Annotated in this window: 11 protein-coding genes; 5 read left to right on the top strand and 6 right to left on the bottom strand. The window is 65.4% G+C overall.

Features of this window, described 5'->3' with window-relative positions:
• The first annotated feature begins 135 nt into the window (after positions 1 to 135).
• The 3 genes from ACZK0Z_RS12920 (at position 136) to mtnC (ending at position 2,126) form a co-directional block, all read left to right on the top strand.
• Positions 136 to 777: a methylthioribulose 1-phosphate dehydratase gene (locus ACZK0Z_RS12920; protein WP_049426740.1), complete on the top strand. Its 642-nt coding sequence runs from the start codon at positions 136 to 138 to the stop codon at positions 775 to 777.
• 92 nt (positions 778 to 869) lie between these two features.
• Positions 870 to 1,427: a 1,2-dihydroxy-3-keto-5-methylthiopentene dioxygenase gene (locus ACZK0Z_RS12925; RefSeq protein WP_197632618.1), complete on the top strand. Its 558-nt coding sequence runs from the start codon at positions 870 to 872 to the stop codon at positions 1,425 to 1,427.
• A 3-nt stretch (positions 1,428 to 1,430) separates the two neighbouring features.
• Positions 1,431 to 2,126, top strand: coding sequence for an acireductone synthase (gene mtnC, locus ACZK0Z_RS12930; protein WP_197632617.1), 696 nt, complete (start codon positions 1,431 to 1,433; stop codon positions 2,124 to 2,126).
• A gap of 175 nt (positions 2,127 to 2,301) precedes the next feature.
• Here the strand turns inward: mtnC and ACZK0Z_RS12935 are convergent, their stop codons facing one another.
• The 6 genes from ACZK0Z_RS12935 to ACZK0Z_RS12960 form a co-directional block, all read right to left on the bottom strand.
• Positions 2,302 to 4,920, bottom strand: a complete 2,619-nt coding sequence (locus ACZK0Z_RS12935; protein WP_197632616.1) for a glycosyl hydrolase 2 galactose-binding domain-containing protein — start codon at positions 4,918 to 4,920, stop codon at positions 2,302 to 2,304.
• Between the two features lie 90 nt (positions 4,921 to 5,010).
• The gene (locus ACZK0Z_RS12940) at positions 5,011 to 6,237 is read right to left on the bottom strand and encodes an AGE family epimerase/isomerase (RefSeq protein ID WP_197632615.1); all 1,227 of its coding nucleotides are present in this window, start codon (positions 6,235 to 6,237) and stop codon (positions 5,011 to 5,013) included.
• Positions 6,234 to 7,229 (bottom strand): carbohydrate kinase family protein, encoded by a 996-nt coding sequence (locus tag ACZK0Z_RS12945; protein WP_049426745.1) that lies wholly within the window; start codon positions 7,227 to 7,229, stop codon positions 6,234 to 6,236. Before ACZK0Z_RS12945 ends, ACZK0Z_RS12940 begins: the two co-directional genes overlap by 4 nt.
• A 7-nt stretch (positions 7,230 to 7,236) precedes the next feature.
• A complete protein-coding gene (gene fucP, locus ACZK0Z_RS12950; protein ID WP_049426746.1) occupies positions 7,237 to 8,550 on the bottom strand; it encodes an L-fucose:H+ symporter permease in 1,314 nt (437 codons plus the stop codon).
• Between the two features lie 60 nt (positions 8,551 to 8,610).
• Complete coding sequence (locus tag ACZK0Z_RS12955) at positions 8,611 to 9,660, bottom strand: LacI family DNA-binding transcriptional regulator (RefSeq protein ID WP_087922403.1); 1,050 nt, start codon at positions 9,658 to 9,660, stop codon at positions 8,611 to 8,613.
• A 96-nt stretch (positions 9,661 to 9,756) separates the two neighbouring features.
• Positions 9,757 to 12,222 (bottom strand): GH92 family glycosyl hydrolase, encoded by a 2,466-nt coding sequence (locus tag ACZK0Z_RS12960; protein ID WP_197632614.1) that lies wholly within the window; start codon positions 12,220 to 12,222, stop codon positions 9,757 to 9,759.
• A 737-nt stretch (positions 12,223 to 12,959) separates the two neighbouring features.
• Between ACZK0Z_RS12960 and ACZK0Z_RS12965 the strand changes: the two genes are divergently transcribed.
• Positions 12,960 to 14,311, top strand: a protein-coding gene (locus tag ACZK0Z_RS12965) for an IS3 family transposase (protein ID WP_197633811.1) whose coding sequence is annotated in 2 segments (ribosomal slippage) — positions 12,960 to 13,407 and positions 13,407 to 14,311 — 1,353 coding nt in all. Because the reading frame shifts where the segments join, the coding sequence is not laid out codon by codon here.
• Positions 14,312 to 14,774: 463 nt separating this feature from the next.
• Positions 14,775 to 17,852, top strand: a complete 3,078-nt coding sequence (locus tag ACZK0Z_RS12970; RefSeq protein WP_049427561.1) for a TonB-dependent receptor — start codon at positions 14,775 to 14,777, stop codon at positions 17,850 to 17,852.
• Positions 17,853 to 17,970 lie beyond the last annotated feature (118 nt).

The following is a 17,970-nucleotide window of genomic DNA, read 5'->3' on the forward strand; positions in this document are numbered from 1 at the left end:
GGCGCCATCGAGCTTACAGGGACGTACTTGCAGCGTCCCCTGCACGGCCCACCCGCCCCGCCAAACCCATGAACCGCTCTGCACGACCCGCCACGAGGGGCTCAGCCGTTGGCCGAATCCAGTAAAATCACCCGCATGAACGCCCCCACCTTCCCCTACGACACCGCCCGCCTGGGCGAACTGGCCCAGCTGCTGATCGACAACGTCCGCGAGCTGGCCCAGGCCGGCTGGACCCCGGCTACCAGCAGCAACTTCTCCCACCGCCTGGACGACCGCCACGCCGCGATCACCGTCTCCGGCAAGGACAAGGGCCGCCTGATCGAGGACGACATCATGGTGGTGGACTTCGATGGCAAGGCCGTCGGCCGCCCGCTGCGCCCCTCCGCCGAAACCCTGCTGCACACCCAGCTGTACCGCCGCTTCCCGGAAATCGGCTGCGTGCTGCACACCCATTCGCCGGTGCAGACCATCGCCTCGCGCCTGTACGCGCCGCAGGGCCATGTGCACCTGGAAGGCTACGAGCTGCTGAAGGCCTTCGCCGGCAACAGCACCCACGAGATGGCCATCGACGTACCGGTGTTCGCCAACACCCAGGACATGAACGTGCTTTCGCAGCAGGTCGATGATCTGCTTGACCGGCAGAACCTGTGGGGCTACCTGATCGACGGCCATGGCCTGTACGCCTGGGGTCGCGACATGGCCGAAGCGCGCCGCCACCTGGAAGCCTTCGAATTCCTCTTCCACTGCGAGCTGGAGCTGCGCAAGCTGCGCGGCTGAACCCGCGCGCAGGTGCAGATGCCGATCCGGAATCTGCGCCCCGCCCCCGCCCTGCTACCCTGTCTTCCCCCCGAGACGTTCAAGCTGCCGCCATGAGCCGACTGCGCATCTACGACGACACCCGCCCCGAATCGCCGCTGCTGGACACCCAGGACGGCGCTGTCATCGCTGCCGAACTGAAGCAGATCGGCGTCACCTTCGAGCGCTGGCAGGCCACCGCACCGGTCGCGCCGGGCGCCAGCCAGGATGAAGTGTTCGCCGCCTACCGTGCGGACATCGACCGCTTGGTCGCCGAGCGCGGCTTCAAGAGCGTGGACGTAGCCTCGATCGCCCCGGACAACCCCAACCGCGCCGAGCTGCGCAGGAAGTTCCTCGACGAGCACTTCCACAAGGAAGACGAGGTGCGCTTCTTCGTCGCCGGCTCCGGCCTGTTCACCCTGCACGTGGGCGACAAGGTCTACGAGATCGAGTGCGTGAAGGATGACCTGATCGCCGTGCCCGATGGCACCACCCACTGGTTCGACATGGGCGATGAACCCAGCTTCGTGGCGATCCGCTTCTTCACGGAGCCGGATGGCTGGGTCGGTCACTTCACCGGCACCGACATCGCACAGAAGTTCCCCCGTTACGTACCCACCCAGGCATCCTGATCCATGCAACCCCGCGTCATCCTGACCGATATCGAAGGCACTACCAGCAGCATCTCGTTCGTCAAGAACGTGCTGTTTCCCTATGCGCGCCAGGCGCTGCCCGGCTTCGTCGCCGAACACGGCCAGGACCCGGACGTGCGCCGCTGGCTGGACGCGGTAGCCACCGAGATCGGCGGCACCTGCCAGGACAGCCTGGTGGTCGAAACGCTGCAGGGCTGGATCGACCAGGACCGCAAGCACACCGCGCTGAAGGCCCTGCAGGGCCGGATCTGGGACGCCGGCTACCGTCGCGGCGACTACACCGCGCACTTCTATCCGGAAGTGACGGCGGTACTGAAGGGCTGGCACGCCTCGGGCCTGCCGCTGTACGTGTACTCCTCCGGTTCGGTGCCGGCGCAGAAGCTGTTCTTCGGTTTCAGCGACGCCGGCGACCTCAGCCCGCTGGTGTCGGGCTGGTTCGATACCGAAGTCGGCGGCAAGCGTGAGGCCGACAGCTATCGCCGCATCGTGCAGGCGATCGGCGTCCCGGCCGGCGAGATCCTGTTCCTGTCGGATGTGGTGGAAGAGCTGGACGCCGCCCGCGAAGCCGGCCTGCAGACCCGCCTGATCGACCGTCTGGATGATTACCCGCTGCCGCGCACCGGCCAGGCCGCCAACGGCCATGAGCGGGTCGAGAATTTCCAGCAGATCCAGCTGTAACTCGAAAAGGGTAGATGCCAACCTTGGTTGGCATGCTCCCAGCGTGCCAACCAAGGTTGGCACCTACCAGAGCAGAATATGCCTGCCCGATGGTCCGGTAGATGCCAACCTTGGTTGGCATACGGCCGATGTGTCAACCAAGGTTGACACCTACCAGAACATGGTTCGCCTGCCCTCAACGATCGTTGAGTGTTTTTACCTTCAACGCTTCTCGCAGCGTCGTCAGATCCACCGGACCACGCACTGCAATGTCCCGGGCTTCACCCGGCAGCAGGTCCAGCAGGTTGTCTTCGATCTGCACATCCAGCGCACCGAAATCGATCCACATCGCGCGCACGTAAGCCGCGCTTTCCAGCCGTAGTCGATAGTGGTCGCCTTCTATGGACAACGTGGCCTTGAGCTTCTGCCGCGGCAACACCTGGTCCTTGGCTTCGGCGAAACCGACCACCTGCCTCGCGCTCACCTTGCCGTCCTGCAGCAGTTCGAACACCGCCACCGTGCGCTTCGGGTCGGCACCGGCCAGCAGTTCGGCGTCGCGGAAATCACCGATCGAGGTGACACCTTCCCCCGCCAACGTGACCGCCTCCTCACGGCGGCCCAGCACCTTGCCCTCCACGTCCATCACCCGCAGCCGCCAACGTGCCTCCTGCGCGGCGCCATCATTGATCAGGCGCACCCGCGTATTGCCCTCGTCGCGCAGCGCAGCCACCGTCACCGGCGCGAAGAAACGCCGCGCGGCAAAGTGCAGCGCCTTCCAGCGGCCGAAGTAGTCCACGCTGGACCATGAAGCGCCCGGCCAGACATCGTTGAGCTGCCAGTACAGCGAACCCATCGTGTACGGACGCGAGGCGCGGTGATGCAGCGCCGCCAGGGCGATGCCATCGGCCTGCATCACCTGGCTCAGGTAGACGAAGTCCTCGAAGTCCTTTGGCGTGCCGTAGCCCAGTTCGATGTAATGCAGCAGGCGGCTGTTGCCCTCGCCGGCCATGAATTTCTGGTGCGCGCGGATGACCGGGCTGTCGATGCGCTGCTCGGCACGGGTGGCGATCTGGTCCACCGTCGCCACCGACGGCCACGCCTGCAGCCCGTACTCGGACATGAAGCGTGGGGTCTCGCGCAGATAGGCCTGCACCGGCAGCGCCGGATTGCCCCAGACCTGCCAGTAGTGCTTGTCACCGCGGGTGGAATCGTTGGCCTTTTCATCCAGATCGTTGCTGGGCGAACTGGACCAGTACGGCACGCCCAGCCCTTCCTCGCCAACCACCGCACGCAGATCGTGGCCGAACAGGTCCACGTAGCCCTGCCAGACCTTCGCCGCGAACGCCGGATCGGCCGCCTTCAAGTCGCGGCCGTGGCCCCAGTCCTTCCAGGCGGTTTCCTCTTCGTTGTTGCCACACCACAGCACGATGCTGGGGTGATGCCGCAGGCGCCGCACGTTGTCGCGCGCCTCGGCGACCACGCTGGCGCGGAACGCCGGATCGTAACCGGGCTGCATGCCGCCGCCGAACATGAAGTCCTGCCAGACCAGCAGGCCGAGCTCATCGGCGATATCGAAGAAGGCATCTTCTTCGTAGTAGCCGCCGCCCCAGTTGCGCAACATGTTCATGTTGGCGTCGCGCGCGGCCACCAGCACCTGGCGCAGGCGCGCGGCATCGACGCGTGCGGGGAAGGCATCGAACGGAATCACGTTCGCGCCCTTGGCGAAGATCGGCACGCCATTGATGACGAAAGCGAAGCCCTGCCCGCCCTTGTTGTCCGAATCGCGGCGCAGTTCGACCGTGCGCAGGCCGATGCGCTGCTCGCGGGCCAGCGCCGGCGTGCCACCGTCGTCCAGGCGTGCCTGCACCGTGTAGCGGTCCTGCGCACCATGGCCTACTGGCCACCAGCGCCGCGGGTCAGCCAGTTCAACCGGAACCTCGATGCTGTTCTGGCCGGGCTTCAGCAGCACCGTGCGCTTCACCTGGGCCACGCTGCGACCCTGCGGATCGCGCACATCCACATTGACAACCGCAGAACCGGCTGCATTCCCCTGCTCCACCTGCAGCAGCACCGCCAGCTTCGCCTGCTCCGCGCTCAATGCACCGGTGCGCACGGCAAGATCGGTCAATCGATGCGTATCCCAGGCCTGCAGGTCGACGCCGCGCCAGACACCGGCGGTGACATAGCGCGGCCCCCAGTCCCAACCGAAGTGGTAAGCCGGCTTGCGCGCGAAGTTGCCGACCATCGCATCTTTGGGCTCATCGCCATAGGGCGAAGGATAGTTGCCGGCGATCTTGTGCGGCATCGCCTGCACGTCCGGCAGCAGCATGCGGATCGGCGAACGGAACACGATCTGCAGCTCATTGTCCTTCGCACGCAGGCGGCCTTCGACCCGCGCACGCCAGCTGCGATGCGCGTTGTCCGCGCGCAGCAGCGGCCTGCCGTTGAGAGTGACTTCGGCGTAGGTGTCCAGCCCGTCGAAGCGCAGTTCGGCATTGGGCTGGGCCAGCGTCCCCGCATCCACGTCGAAGCGCGCGCGGTACTCCCAATCGGCCAGGCCGATCCACTGCAGTTCAGCCTCCGGCGCACCCACGTAGGGGTCGCGGATCAACGCGTGCGCCAGCAGGTCGGTGTGCACGCTGCCGGGCACCTGGGCTGCACGCCACTGCTGCAGGCCCGGGTGGGCGGCGCCTTGCGCATCGCCGGGCAGCATGCGGAATTCCCACTGCGCCTGCAACGGGGCCGCCAGTGCAGGGAACACAGAGGTTGCGACCAGCAGCAGGAGCAGGCGGACAACGAGGGAAAGGCGATGCACGGGATGCTCCTGTTTTTCCGCCGGGCCTGGCCCGGCGCTACCTGCAAGTCTGATTCGAGGTAGTGCCGGGCCATGCCCGGCGTACCCATCTCAACGCACGACGTTCAATACTTCGTAGCACGCACCCATGGTGTGGTAATCCACCTTGCCTGCCGGGCTCTTCTCGTCGCTGTACTTGCGGTTGTCGGCATCGAGGATGCGGAACCAGGCACCGTACTGGTGGTCGACGAAGTGCTCCCACGAGTACGCCCAGATGCGCTCGTACCACTGCCAGTAGCGGTCATCGCCGGTGCGCTGGGCCATCAGTGCGGCGGTGGCCAGGGTCTCGGCCTGAACCCAGAAGTACTTGTCGTCGTCGCAGACGAAACTGTCGCCACCGATCGGGGCGCCCTCCATGCCCGGCTGCCGGCGCGATTCCGGCGCGAAGCCGTAGTAGAGGCCACCACGCGCCTCATCCCAGCTGCGGGCCACGGCGACATCGAACAGATGCTGCGCGGTCGCCACCAGCCAATCGGCCTGCACATGGCGGTCCAGGATCAGCAGCAGCTTGGCCCACTCGGTCTGGTGACCGGGCTGGAAGCCCCACGGGCGGAACAAGTGCTTGGGGTCGTCCAGGTTGTAGTCCCAGTCGATCTCCCAGTTCACGTCATAGTGTTCCCAGACCAGGCCACCGGCCTTGGCGGCCTGGCGGCGGGTCATGTTGTCGGCCAGCTGCAGCGCGCGTTCCACATAGCGCTGCTCGCCACTGGCCTCGAACGCCGCCAGCATCGCCTCGCACATGTGCATGTTGGCGTTCTGGCCACGGTAGCCGGTAAAGTTCCACTGGCCATCGGCCTCGTCCTTGTACAGGCCGTGTTCCGGCTCCCAGAAGCGCGCTTCCAGCAGCTGCCAGGTCTCGTCCATCCACGCGCGGGCCTGCTCGATGCCGGCCTTCAACGCACAGCTGTAGGCCAGCAACACGAAGGCCACGCCGTAGCAATGGTTCATGTCGTCCTCGACCTTGCCGTCGCGCAGGGTCCAGGCATAGCCACCGGTAACCGGATTGCGATGCACCTCGCGCAGGTAGCGCACGCCGTGATCGACCGCGTCGCGGTATTCAGCGTTGCCGAATTCGCGGTAGGCCATCGCGTAGTTGAAGACGAAGCGCGTGCTGCTGACCAGATGGCGATGGCTGGCATCGTAGATGCTGCCGTCATCGCGGAAGTAGTGGAAGAAGCCGCCGTTCGGGTCGATGCAGCGCGGGTGGTAGAACGCCATCGTGTCGGCGATATGCGCACGCAGGAACGCGGGCGAACGGAAATCGGGCGAGGTGTTCATGCGGTAATGTCCTGGGCCTGCAGCAGCTGCTGCACTTCATCGAGCGAGGGCATCGCGGCGAACGCGCCCTTGCGGGTAACAGCCAGCGCGCCGACCGCGGCGCCGAAGCGCAGCGTGGCTGTGATCGCCTCGGGGTCCTGGCAGAACGCGGCAAAGCCTGCGCCCGCCCCGCCACGCTCCAGCAGTCCGACCAGCACCCCACCGACAAAGGCATCGCCGGCGGCCGTGGTATCGACGGTGGCTACGCGGAAGCTGGTGACCGTGCCGTGGTTGTCGCGCGTGTACCAGTGCAGCGTGGCCGCACCATCGGTAACGATGACCCAGCGTGCCTGCGCAGCCAGCAGGCGCTTCAGCACCACTGCCTCACCATCGGCACCCAGCGGTGCCGCCAGGTAGTCCAGCTCCTCGCGCGACAGCTTGACCAGGTCGGCACGCTGCAGCGCCTGCCACAGGCGCGGCGTCGGATCTTCGCTGGCCGGCCACAGTGCCGGGCGCAGGTTGAGGTCCAGGCTGACCACCGCACCGGCGGCACGGGCGCGCTCCATGCCGGCGAAGGTCGCCTCGGCGATGGACGGCTCGGTCAGGCTGTTGGAGCAGACGTGGAAGCACTGCGCGCTGTCGAAGCACGCGGCCTGGAAGTCGCTGTCACGGAACAGCAGGTCGGCGGCCGGCGGGCGGTAGAAACTGAAGCTGCGCTCGCCGCTGGCATCCAGCGCGACGAAGGCCAGTGCGGTCTTGGCCGCATCGGTACGCACGATGTAATCCGTGCCTACGCCGTGTTCGACCAGGCTCTCGGCCAGGAAGTCACCGAACATGTCACGGCCCAGCATGCCGACGAACTGGGTCTTCGCACCCAGTCGCGCTGCCGCCACCGCAACGTTGGCCGGCGCCCCGCCGGCGTACTGCAGGAACGCGCGCGGCGTGTCGGCCGAGGCCGGCGGCTGCGCCAGTAGATCGATCAAAATTTCGCCGAAGCAAACGATGGAACCCATTCCGGACTCAGCCTCCCTGCGTTGCGGAAGCCGGCGTACGTGCGCCGACCAGTCCGTAGAAAATGATGTAGCCGTAGCACAGCAGCGGCAGGATGAAGCTGGCCTGCACACCGATGTGGTCGGCCAGCACGCCCTGCAGGTACGGCACCACGGCACCGCCGACGATGGCCATGATCAGCAGGCTGGAGCCCTTGTTGGTCAGCGGGCCCAGGCGCTCGATGCTCAGCGCGAAGATGGTCGGGAACATGATCGAATTGAACAGGCCGATCGCCACCACCGAGTACAGCGCGATGTTGCCGGAGGTCAGCATGGTCGTGACCAGCAGTGCCACGTTGACCAGCGCGAAGATCGCCAGCAGGCGGCTGGGCGAGAAGCGCGCCAACAGCGCCGAGCCGGCGAAGCGGCCGATCATCGCCATGGTCCAGTAGGCCGACACGTAATGGGTGGCCTCCTGTTCGCTGAAGCCACCGATGTTCGGCATCGACAGGTAATTGACCAGGAAGCTGCCGATCGATACTTCGGCACCGACGTAGAAGAAGATGCCCAGCACGCCCAGCAGCAGGTGGCGCTTGCGCAGCGCATCCAGGTAGCTGTGGCGGTGACCCTGGTCGGCCTGTTCGGTGGCATCGCTCAGTGCCGGCAGGCGGAACAGGAACACGAACAGCGCCAGCAGCACCAGCGCAACGGCCAGGCCCACGTACGGGCCCTGCACGGCCTGCGCCTCGGCGGCGCGGTAGGCCAGCTGTTCGGCGGGCGGCAGCGCGCTCAGTTCATCGGCGCTCTTGACCGTGTTGGACAGGATCAGCATGCCGCCGAAGATCGGGGCGATGGCCGTGCCCAGCGAGTTCAGTGCCTGCGCCAGGGTCAGGCGGCTGGAGCTGGTCTGCTCCGGGCCCAGCAGCGCGACGTAGGGGTTCGCAGCAACCTGCAGCACGGTGATGCCGGTGGCCAGCACGAACAGTGCGCCGAGGAAGGCGCCATACACGCGCAGCTCGGCCGCCGGCCAGAAGCCCAGTGCGCCGATACCGGCGATCACCAGGCCGGCCACGATGCCCTTCTTGTAACCCAGCGCCGCCACCAGGCGGCCGGCCGGCAGCGACATCAGGAAATAGGTTCCGAAGAAGGTGAACTGCACCAGCATCGCCTTGGCGTAGTTCAGCTCGAACACTGCCTTCAGGTGCGGGATCAGGATGTCATTGAGGCAGGTCAGGAAGCCCCACATGAAGAAGATCGTGGTGACCACGGCCAGCGCCTTGCCGTTGGTGACGGCGGGTGCGTTGCCCGAAGAACCCGATGGACGGGGCGTTGCGGAGATCGGCATGCGGTACGCGCCTCGATGCGCGGAAGGTCGTTGGTGCGTGGAAGGGGTACGTGGAAGGAATCAGTTCGGCCGTGCGGCACTGCTTTCGCGGATGCGCAACTGCACCGGCGCCACCGTGCGCCGTGGTGGCGCGTCCGGTTCGTCCAATCGTTGCAGCAGCAGCGCGGCCGCCTGCCGGCCCCGCTCGCGCGGATCGGCGGTGAGCGTGGTCAATGGCGGCACCGCGACCGATGCCTCGGAAATATCGTCGAAGCCGGTCACGGCAAAGTCACCGCCCGGACGAATGCCTCGCGAGTTCAGGCCCAGCATCAGGCCCAGCGCGACGGTGTCGTTGTAGCAGACCGCCGCGCTGGGGCGATGGCCATCGGCAAACAGCTCATCGGTGCGCGCAGCTGCTTCCAGCCGGTTCGGCGCCGACTCGATCATCCAGCCCGGCGGCAGCGACAGACCGGCCTCGGCCAGCGCCTGCTGGAACCCGGCACGCCGCTGGTGGCACGAGCTCGATGCGGCGTGGCCGCCGAAGAAGGCGATCTGGCGATGGCCGCGCTCGATCAGGTGGCGCGTGGCCAGATAGGCGCCGTGCTGGTTGTCCAGGGTCAGGAAGTCCCAGTCGGCCCCTTCCAGTTCGCGGTTGAACAGCAGCACGTTGGCATTGGCGCCCAATGCCTGGCGCAGCTGCGCGGTGTCGCTGCCTTCGGCCGGCGACAGGATCAGGCCGGCCGGGGTGTGCTCCATCAGCGTGGACAGCACCGCCTGCTGGCGCTCCGGCGATTCGCCGGTGCTGCCGAGCAGGGTCACATAACCACGCCCGCCCAACGCCTCGTCCACGCCGGACGCAAATTCGGCGAAGAACGGGTTGGACAGGTCGTTGATCACCAGCGCGATGCTCGACGAGGTACGACGGCGCAGGTTGGCGGCCGCACGGTTGTAGACATAGCGCTGCCGGCGCAGCTCGGCCTCGACCTTGGCCCGGGTATCGACATTGACCAGCGGGCTGCCGCGCAGCACCAGCGACACGGTCGCCCGTGACACGCCGATGGCACGCGCGATGTCGGTCACCGTCACTGCCTTGCCGGCGCGTTTGCTGGGACTGCTGCCGTTGTCGTTCATCGTCTTCCCGGACTCCGCTGGAGGCTCAAGCCTAATGGATCAGGGCCGTGTCGTGCCGTGCCGTTCGCTGGGTCACCGCGAAGGGCACAGTCCGGCTCAGCGCAGCTGGCTGCCCGGTGCCGCGCACCAGGATACCGGCAGGTCCTTCACCGCCGTGCCCCAGCCCTGCTCCGGCACCTTCGCATCCAGCGCAAAGCGCACGCGCGGGCCCTGCTGCAGGCGGCTCCAGTCCAGCCACACCGGTGCATGTGCCTGGCCATCGACCTGCACGCCCTGCACGTACTGCAGGCGGCGGCCATCGGCGCCCGGCGCGTCGATGCGCAGGGTGCGGCCATTGCCCATGTCCACTTCCACCCTGCTGAAACGCGGGGTGTGCAGCAGGAACTGGCCGCTGCCCGGCACCGCCGGGTACACGCCGATGGCGCTGAACAGGTACCAGGCCGACATCGTGCCGAGGTCGTCGTTGCCGGTCACGCCGTTCGGGGCGTTGGTGAACAGCTGCTGCGCGGCACGCACCACGGCAGCGGTCTTCCATGGCTGGCCGATCAGCGTGTACAGCCACGGCGAGTGCAGGTCCGGTTCGTTGTTAGGGTTGTAGCGGAACTGGTTGTAGTAGCTGTACGGCCCGACCACCCACTCCTTGCGGGCAGCGTTGAGCGGGTCGGCCTGCAGCGCATCCATCGCGAAGAACGCATCGAGGCGGCGACCGGCCTGCTCGCGGCCATCCATCGCTTCGACCAGGCCTGGCACGTCCTGCTGCGCCAGCCACTGGTACTGCCACGCGGTGCCCTCATGGAAACCGTGGTGCGAACGCGGGCTGTAGTGACCATCGGCCGGGGTGTACCACTGGCCGTCCTCGGTACGCGGGCGCGGGAAACCGGTGAAGCCGGTCTCGGCATCGCGCACCTGCGGGTCCCACACCTTGCGCCAGTTGCGGCCGCGCTCACGCAGCGTCGCCGCGTCCTGCGCGTGACCCAGGCCATCGGCCATCTGCGAGAGCGCGCAGTCGGCCAGCGCATATTCGAGCGTCGCCGAGCCACCGTGGTGCGGATCGACGTCCATGCCCTTGGATGGGAACGCACGGTCGTAGACCACGTAACCCTTGTCCAGGTAGGTGGGGTTGCCGGAGCGGCCGGCCATGCGCGAGTTCAACGGCGGCGTGCCGAAGGCGTTGCGGCGCAGCGCATCCCAGGCCTGCGATTCACTGCCCTTGAGCGCACCGAAGCGCCACAGGTCGACCATGAACGGGGTAACCGGATCACCGGTCATGATGTTGGTCTCGAAGTTGGCATAGCCCCAGCGCGGCAGCCAACCGCCCTGTTCGTCAATCGCCAGCAGGGTCCGGCCGATATCGCGCGCCACGTCCGGGCGGGTCAGCGCCAGCCACTGGTTCTGCGCGCGGTAGGTATCCCACAGCGAGAAGTACTCGTAGTAGGTCCAACCATCGGCGCGATGGATGCCATCGTCGTAGCCGCGATAGCGGCCATCAGCATCGTTGCCGGTCATCGGCTGCAGCAGTGCGTGGTAGACCGCGCTGTAGAACACGGCGCGGTCGTCGGCGTTGCCGCCCTGCACGCGCACCCGGCCCAGCTGCTCGCGCCAGGACTGCTGCGACAGCGCACGCATGCGGTCGAAACCGAGCAGCGCCCCACCCTGCATGCCCTCGGCGCGCAGGTTGGTGCGCGCGCCTTCGGCATCCACGTGCGAGATCGCGCTGACCGCCGTCACCGACTGGCCCTTGGCCAGATCGAAGCTGAGCCAGGCGCCATTCGGCTTCTGCTCGCCTTCCATGCTGTGACGCGCACCGGGCAGGCCACCGCCCTCGCCCCAGGTGCCATGCGCCTTGAACGGACGGTCGAACTCGATGCGGAACCAGGTGGTGTACTGGTGGCCGCCACAGAAGCTCTTGGTGACCAGCTTGCCTTCGACCACGCGGTCGCCGACCACGTCGACCACGCTGCCGATGACCGAATGGCGCTCGTTGGCCTGTCCGACATTGACCAGCACGTGGCCATCGCCGCTGCGCTGGCTGAAGGTGTAGCGCTCGGCGGCGGCACGGGTGCGCGCGGTGGCCTCGGCATCAATACCGCCGTAGCTGGTCAGGCGCACCTTGTAGTAGCCGGCCTGACCGATCTCGCCGTCATGGGTGTAGTTCGATGCGTAGGCCTTGTGGTCGAACTGCTTGGCGTTGCCGGTATCGAAATCGCCACCGGGGCCGATGCTGCCGGTGACCGGCAGGATGGACACCTGCCCGCCCTGCTCCCAGCAACCGGCGCCGGAGATGAACGAGTGGCCGAACCCGCGGATCTTCTCGTCGTCGTAGCGCCAGCCGGAATAGTGGCTGCCGATCGGGCTGACCTGGATCAGGCCAAACGGTGCCGACGCGCCCGGGAAGGTATTGCCGTCGTCCTTGCTGCCGATGAAGGTGTTGACCTCGCGCTCCAGCGCTGCCGGCGCAGCCTGCAGCAGCATCGGCATGGCCGAAAGCGCCAGCAGGCAGGCCAGGCGCGCCAGCGGGCGCGAGGTCGATGGGACGGCGGGAGCGGACGGCACTGGACGCATGTCGGGTTCCTGTAGTCGATGATGGGGAGGCTGACGGCCGGGGCCTTCCGGCACCGTTCCGCTGAGCCACGCCGTGATCGGCAGAGAGCTCCCTCTGGAATGACGCCCGACCCGTGCGACCGTGAATTTAGATCGATTCAAGTAGAGCATGCAGGTTCAGCCGAATGCATTCTGCGGCGCAGCATGAAAGGGGTGTTCGGCAGGGCTGCGTCCTGCACCTGCCGAAGCCGAAGCCGAAGCCAGAGCAACAGCAGAAGCTGACTTCCTGAGGGGAAGCGGGGTGGGTCCGGTTGCGGGGGACGCTGCAAGTACGTCCATGTAAGCTCGGTCGCCGCTTGCTCGTGTGCGCTGTCCTGCGCACACGGCAAGACCGGGGTTGGGCGTCCTGCCCAACCCGCCCGAGGCATGCCTCGGGCCCATGCGGCTCACGCCCCCGCAACCGGCCCCACCCCGCCTTCGACAGATTTCCGCGATCTGTGGATCCACGCCATGCGTGGATGAATCTCTGTCGGATAGCGAAATTCAATCGGGGTCAGATCCGTTTTCCAACGGAAAACGGATCTGACCCCAAGCCATTCCCCATGCCGTCCCCAGGACCCATCCAACCGTCACCGGGAAATTGTCGAAGGCAGGGCGGTGTCGGATTGCGGGGTGTCCGCGGCATGGATGCCGCGGCCAAGCCCCCAGGGTGAAGTGACCCCCGGGAGTTGGACGCCAGATCCAACCCCGAGGGATACATGAACAGATACGACGCGCGTTTCAAACTGCAGGTCGCCAAAGAGGCCTGCAAGACCTCCACATCGGTCAAAGCCGTTGCTCGTCGCCACAGCCTGGAGTTCTCCACGGTCAGACGCTGGGTGGCGACCTATCGGCTGCACGGTTGGCGCGGGTTTCACCGCCAGGCCCGGTCCTATGACCTCGCGTTCAAGCTGGCTGTCCTGGAGAAGATGAGCCAGGACGGCATGTCCGGGCGCGAGGCCACCACCTACTTTCAGATTGGTGATGCCGGCGCAGTGGGGCAGTGGCGGCGCCTGTATGCTCAGGGCGGTGCCCAAGCGTTGGCACCGCCCCTGCCGCCGCCCCGAAAGCCGATGAAAAAGACCCGTTCGTCCAAGCCACCTGAGGATATGAGCCGCGATGAGCTGCTCAAGGAAGTCGCCTATCTGCGCGCGGAGACCGACTACCTAAAAAAACTCGATGCCTTGATCCGGGAAGAGCAGGCGGCGCAAGACGCAAAGCGCAAGCCATCCAAGGATTGAGGCAGGTTCATACGCTGTCGCTTCTGCTCGAAGCGGCAGGGCTGTCGCGCAGTACGTTCTATTACCAGAACCATGTCCTGGCCCATCCGGATCAGGACGAGGCAGACCTGCGTGAGCGTATCCGTGCAATCTACGATCAGAGCCAAGGGCGCTATGGCTATCGCACGGTGACGCTGGAACTGGCCAATCAGGGCCATCGGACCAATCACAAGCGGGTACAGCGCCTGATGGGGGAGATGGGCCTGAAATCGCGCGTGCGCGTCAAGCGCTATCGGGCCTTCAAGGGGGCGGCCAATATTGTGGTTGGCAACGATCTCAATCGTGAGTTCCAGGCCGAGCGACCCAATCAGAAGTGGGTGACCGACGTCACCGAGTTCAAGGTGCAGGGCATGAAGCTGTACCTGTCGCCGATCATGGACCTCTACAACGGTGAAATCGTGGCTTATCAGATCAAGCGCCAGCCCGTGTTCGATCTGGTGGGTCAGATGCTGGAGGAGGCCATCAGCAAGCTTTCCCCGGATGAGCGCCCCATGATCCATTCTGACCAGGGCTGGCAGTACCAGCATGAAAACTACCGGCACATGCTGGAAAAGCACTCGTTGAAGCAAAGCATGTCCCGGCGTGGCAACTGTTTGGACAATGCGGCAATGGAGAGCTTTTTCGGAACGTTGAAGTCGGAGTTCTTCTATCTGAACAGCTTTGACAGCATCGAGAGTCTGGAGGCTGGGCTGGTGGAATACATCCAGTACTACAACGAAGAGCGCATCAAACTGAAACTGAAAGGTCTGAGCCCGGTAAAGTACCGGGAGCAGGCCCAATCGGCCGCCTGACCCCGTCCAAGTCTCGGGGGGCACTTCAGGGATGGGTTTACGGCGTCCCCGCAATCCGACACCGCCCTGCCCAACCCACAGACAACCCAGAGCCGCTTTGGCTTTGGCTTTGGCTTTGGCTTCAAGCAGGTGCAGGGCGCAGCCCTGCCGACCCACCCTCCCCTGCGCACGAAAACGATTTCACTGATTTCAGCAAACCGTCATCCCTTCGCCACGCCAGTACCATATTGCGGAGCAGCATGCGTCCGCGGGCGACCCATGCTAAAAAACGCCCGCCCATCGCTTAGATCGATCCAAGACGACATTGCGATGGCCGGGAGTTGGGGGAGCGGCAACAGGACGTACCAGGCCACGCGCACGGTGCTACTGCCACTGCATGGCGATAGCGACAATGTCACTTCAAATTAGATCGATTCAAGTTGTCCGTGCCACGTCACCGGATCAATCCAGGAGAGAGGGAGAGATGGGAATGAAGCATTCAACACGTAAGCATGGCCAGGATGCATTGTCGCTGGCCATCGCGCTGGCCCTGGCCGCCGCCGTCGTTCCGGCCGGCGCCGCCGCGCAGCAGGCAACCACCACCGGCTCGCAGGAAGCCACCAACCTGGACAGCGTCCAGGTCACCGGCTACCGCTACGCCATTGAAAAGAGCCTTGAGCAGAAGCGCGACGCCAATGCCGTGGTCGAAGTGATCACCGCCGAGGACGTCGGCAAGTTCCCCGACAAGAACGTGGCCGACGCACTGCAGCGCGTGCCCGGCGTGGTCATCACCCGCAGTGGCGGCGAAGGCAAGACCGTCAGTGTGCGCGGCCTGGCCCCGGACCTGACCCTGACCCAGTTGAACGGCAACTACGTCGCCACCTCGGAAACCAACGACGAGGCCACCCGTTCGTTCAACTACACCCTGCTGCCGTCGAACATGCTGTCCAGCGCCGAGCTGTTCAAGTCGCCGGAAGCACGCATCGACGAAGGCGGCATCGGTGGCACGGTCATCCTGCATACCCGTCGTCCGCTGGACATGGAATCCAACTCGGGCTTCGTCACGCTCGAGGGCACGTCTTCCGACACCCATCACGATATCGATCCGCAGGCCTCGGCCCTGTACTCCTGGCACAGCAAGGATGAGCGTTTCGGCGTGCTGGTCGGCGTGACGCAGCAGAAGCGCACCACCCGCACCATGGAAGCCAGCACCGAGGACTACCAGTGGTATGGCGCCGGCAAGGCGCGCGATGCCTATGGCAACGTGCAGTCGCAGGATGGCATCCACTACTGGTGGGGCAAGTCCGGATTCAACAACCAGACCGGCGGCAACTACAGCGATTTCTTCATGCCGACCTCGGCCAACTTCGCGGTGAAGGAAGAAAAGCGCGAGCGCAAGGGCGGCCAGCTGACGTTCCAGTTCAAGCCAGTCGACAACGTCACGATGACGGCCAACTACTTCCGCTTCGAGCTGCAGGGTGACTACACCCAGAACATGCTGAAGATTCCGGAATGGAGCATGGCTCGTTTCAACGGCGATGGAAACTGGGCGGGCGGACGCCTGCTCAATGGGTTGGACTTCGACCCCAGCGGCAACACCGTCACCGGTGCACAGTTCGAAAAGCTGGCCGGAAAGACCTACTACTGCAGCGAAGACCAGGCCAAGGCCGCCGGACTCAAGCCCGGTGGCTGGGGCCCGGACGACTGCACGGTTCCGACGCCGCAGCTGACTGGCGGCTACAGCAAGGAAAAGGCACTATCGCAGACCGCTGACCTGACCATCGAATGGGATATCAGCCCGCTGTGGAAGGCCTCGTTCACCGGCGGCCGCACCTGGTCCGAAGGTGGCCCGTCGATGAACTTCCGGATGTCGGCCAAGCCGCGCCGCAAGGTCGGCAGCGATTACCTGTCGGGCAACCAGTACAGCGCCTGGGACCTCACCGGCACGCCCTCGGCCACCTTCTCGCCCGACCTGCAGCAGCAGCTGATGAACGGCATCGCCGAAGTCGACACCGGTTCGACCGATTCGTCGTGGAAGCGCACCGAGGTCAAGCAGAACTACTTCCAGGCCGACGTCACCAAGCTGTTTGAATCGGGCTGGCTGGACTCGATCCAGTTTGGTGCCAAGTACCGCGACGGCAAGGTCCACCGCAATACCGGTAACACCTACTGGACCTGCCAGGGCCGTGATCCGGCCGACTACAAGGACGGCCGTTACCAAGCGGGTTGCGACCCGACTGCCGGCGACGCGCAGCCCGGCTTCTTCCTGTCCAATCCGATCAGCAACATCGCCGGCGGTTTCAATGCGAATGTGTTCCCGGGCATCAACTACCCGGCCTACATCGACTACCTGAACAAGACCTACGGCGGTTCGCACAACCGTACCGAGGAAGACTTCGTCTACAACGTCAACGAAAAGATCTACTCGGGCTATTTCCAGGCCAACTTCCGCACCGAGCGTCTGCGCGGCAACGTCGGCGTGCGCGTAGTACGCACCAAGCAGTTCGCGCAGTCCTCCGACTCGATCGAGAAGTTCAACGATTACTTCCTGGACAACGCGTCCGGCGCGCCGATGGCGTGCACCGACCCGGCTGCTGCGGCCTACCCGGGCTATGGCTGCGAGAGTGGCTTCGTGCGACTGCCGTATGATCTGGCGCAGAGCAAGACCCATGAACTGATCGGCGTCGACCGCACGTATACCGATATCCTGCCGAGCTTCAACATCGCCTGGGACATCACTGACACCCTGGTGCTGCGCGGCGCCGTGTCAAAGGTCATCGCCCGTCCGGGCTACACCGATATCGCCACCCCGGGCGCTCTGAGCTTCTACAGCGCCGAATACGTCGACGATCGTCGCGTCGCCGGCGGTGCGCCGAACCCGGGTTGGGCCGGCGAAGGCAGCAACAAGCAGCTGCAGCCGTTCAAGGCCACGCAGTACGACCTGGGCCTGGAATGGTACTTCCAGCCGGGCGCCGTGGCCGGTGTCGGCCTGTTCCGCAAGGACGTGAGCAATTTCACCGTGCCGGTCGTGCGCGACACGCAGATGACTGTCGGCGGCGAAGTGGTGACCGTGCAGAACTACAAGACCAAGGCCAATGGCCAGGATGGTGTTTCGCAGGGCGTGGAACTGTATGGCCAGTACACCTTCGATTCCGGCTTCGGCGTGCAGGCCAACTACACCTACAATGACACCAACCTGGCATCGATCGTGATTGACGGACAGAACATCGGCTCTTCGCCGCTGGTCGGCAGCGCCAAGAACCAGGCCAACGTCACGGTGTTCTACGAGAACGACAAGTTCCTTGCGCGTGCCTCGTTCAACCGTCGCGGCGAAGTTGTGGGGGGCCTGCAGAACGGCATGACGGTCTACACCGAGCCGTATGACCAGCTGGATCTGAACGTGGCCTACAACCTGACCCCGGACTGGACGCTGACCGCCTCGGTGATCAATGCCACCAAGTCCGAGCAGCGCGTGCACCTGGGCAATGACACCAAGGCCCGCCTGATCTCCAACACCTATGCAGGCCGCCAGCTGTACTTCGGCGCCACCTGGAAGTTCTAAGGCCCGACCGGGCGTGCCGGGTCCTGCCCGGCATGGCCCCGCCCCGCTCCGTGCGGGGCCATTCCTCCACGGCAGCCGCGCTGGTACAGGTGGCTGCCGTTTTCATTGGCTCCGATAT

It is taken from the genome of Stenotrophomonas sp. 116085_Sma (assembly GCF_056479585.1).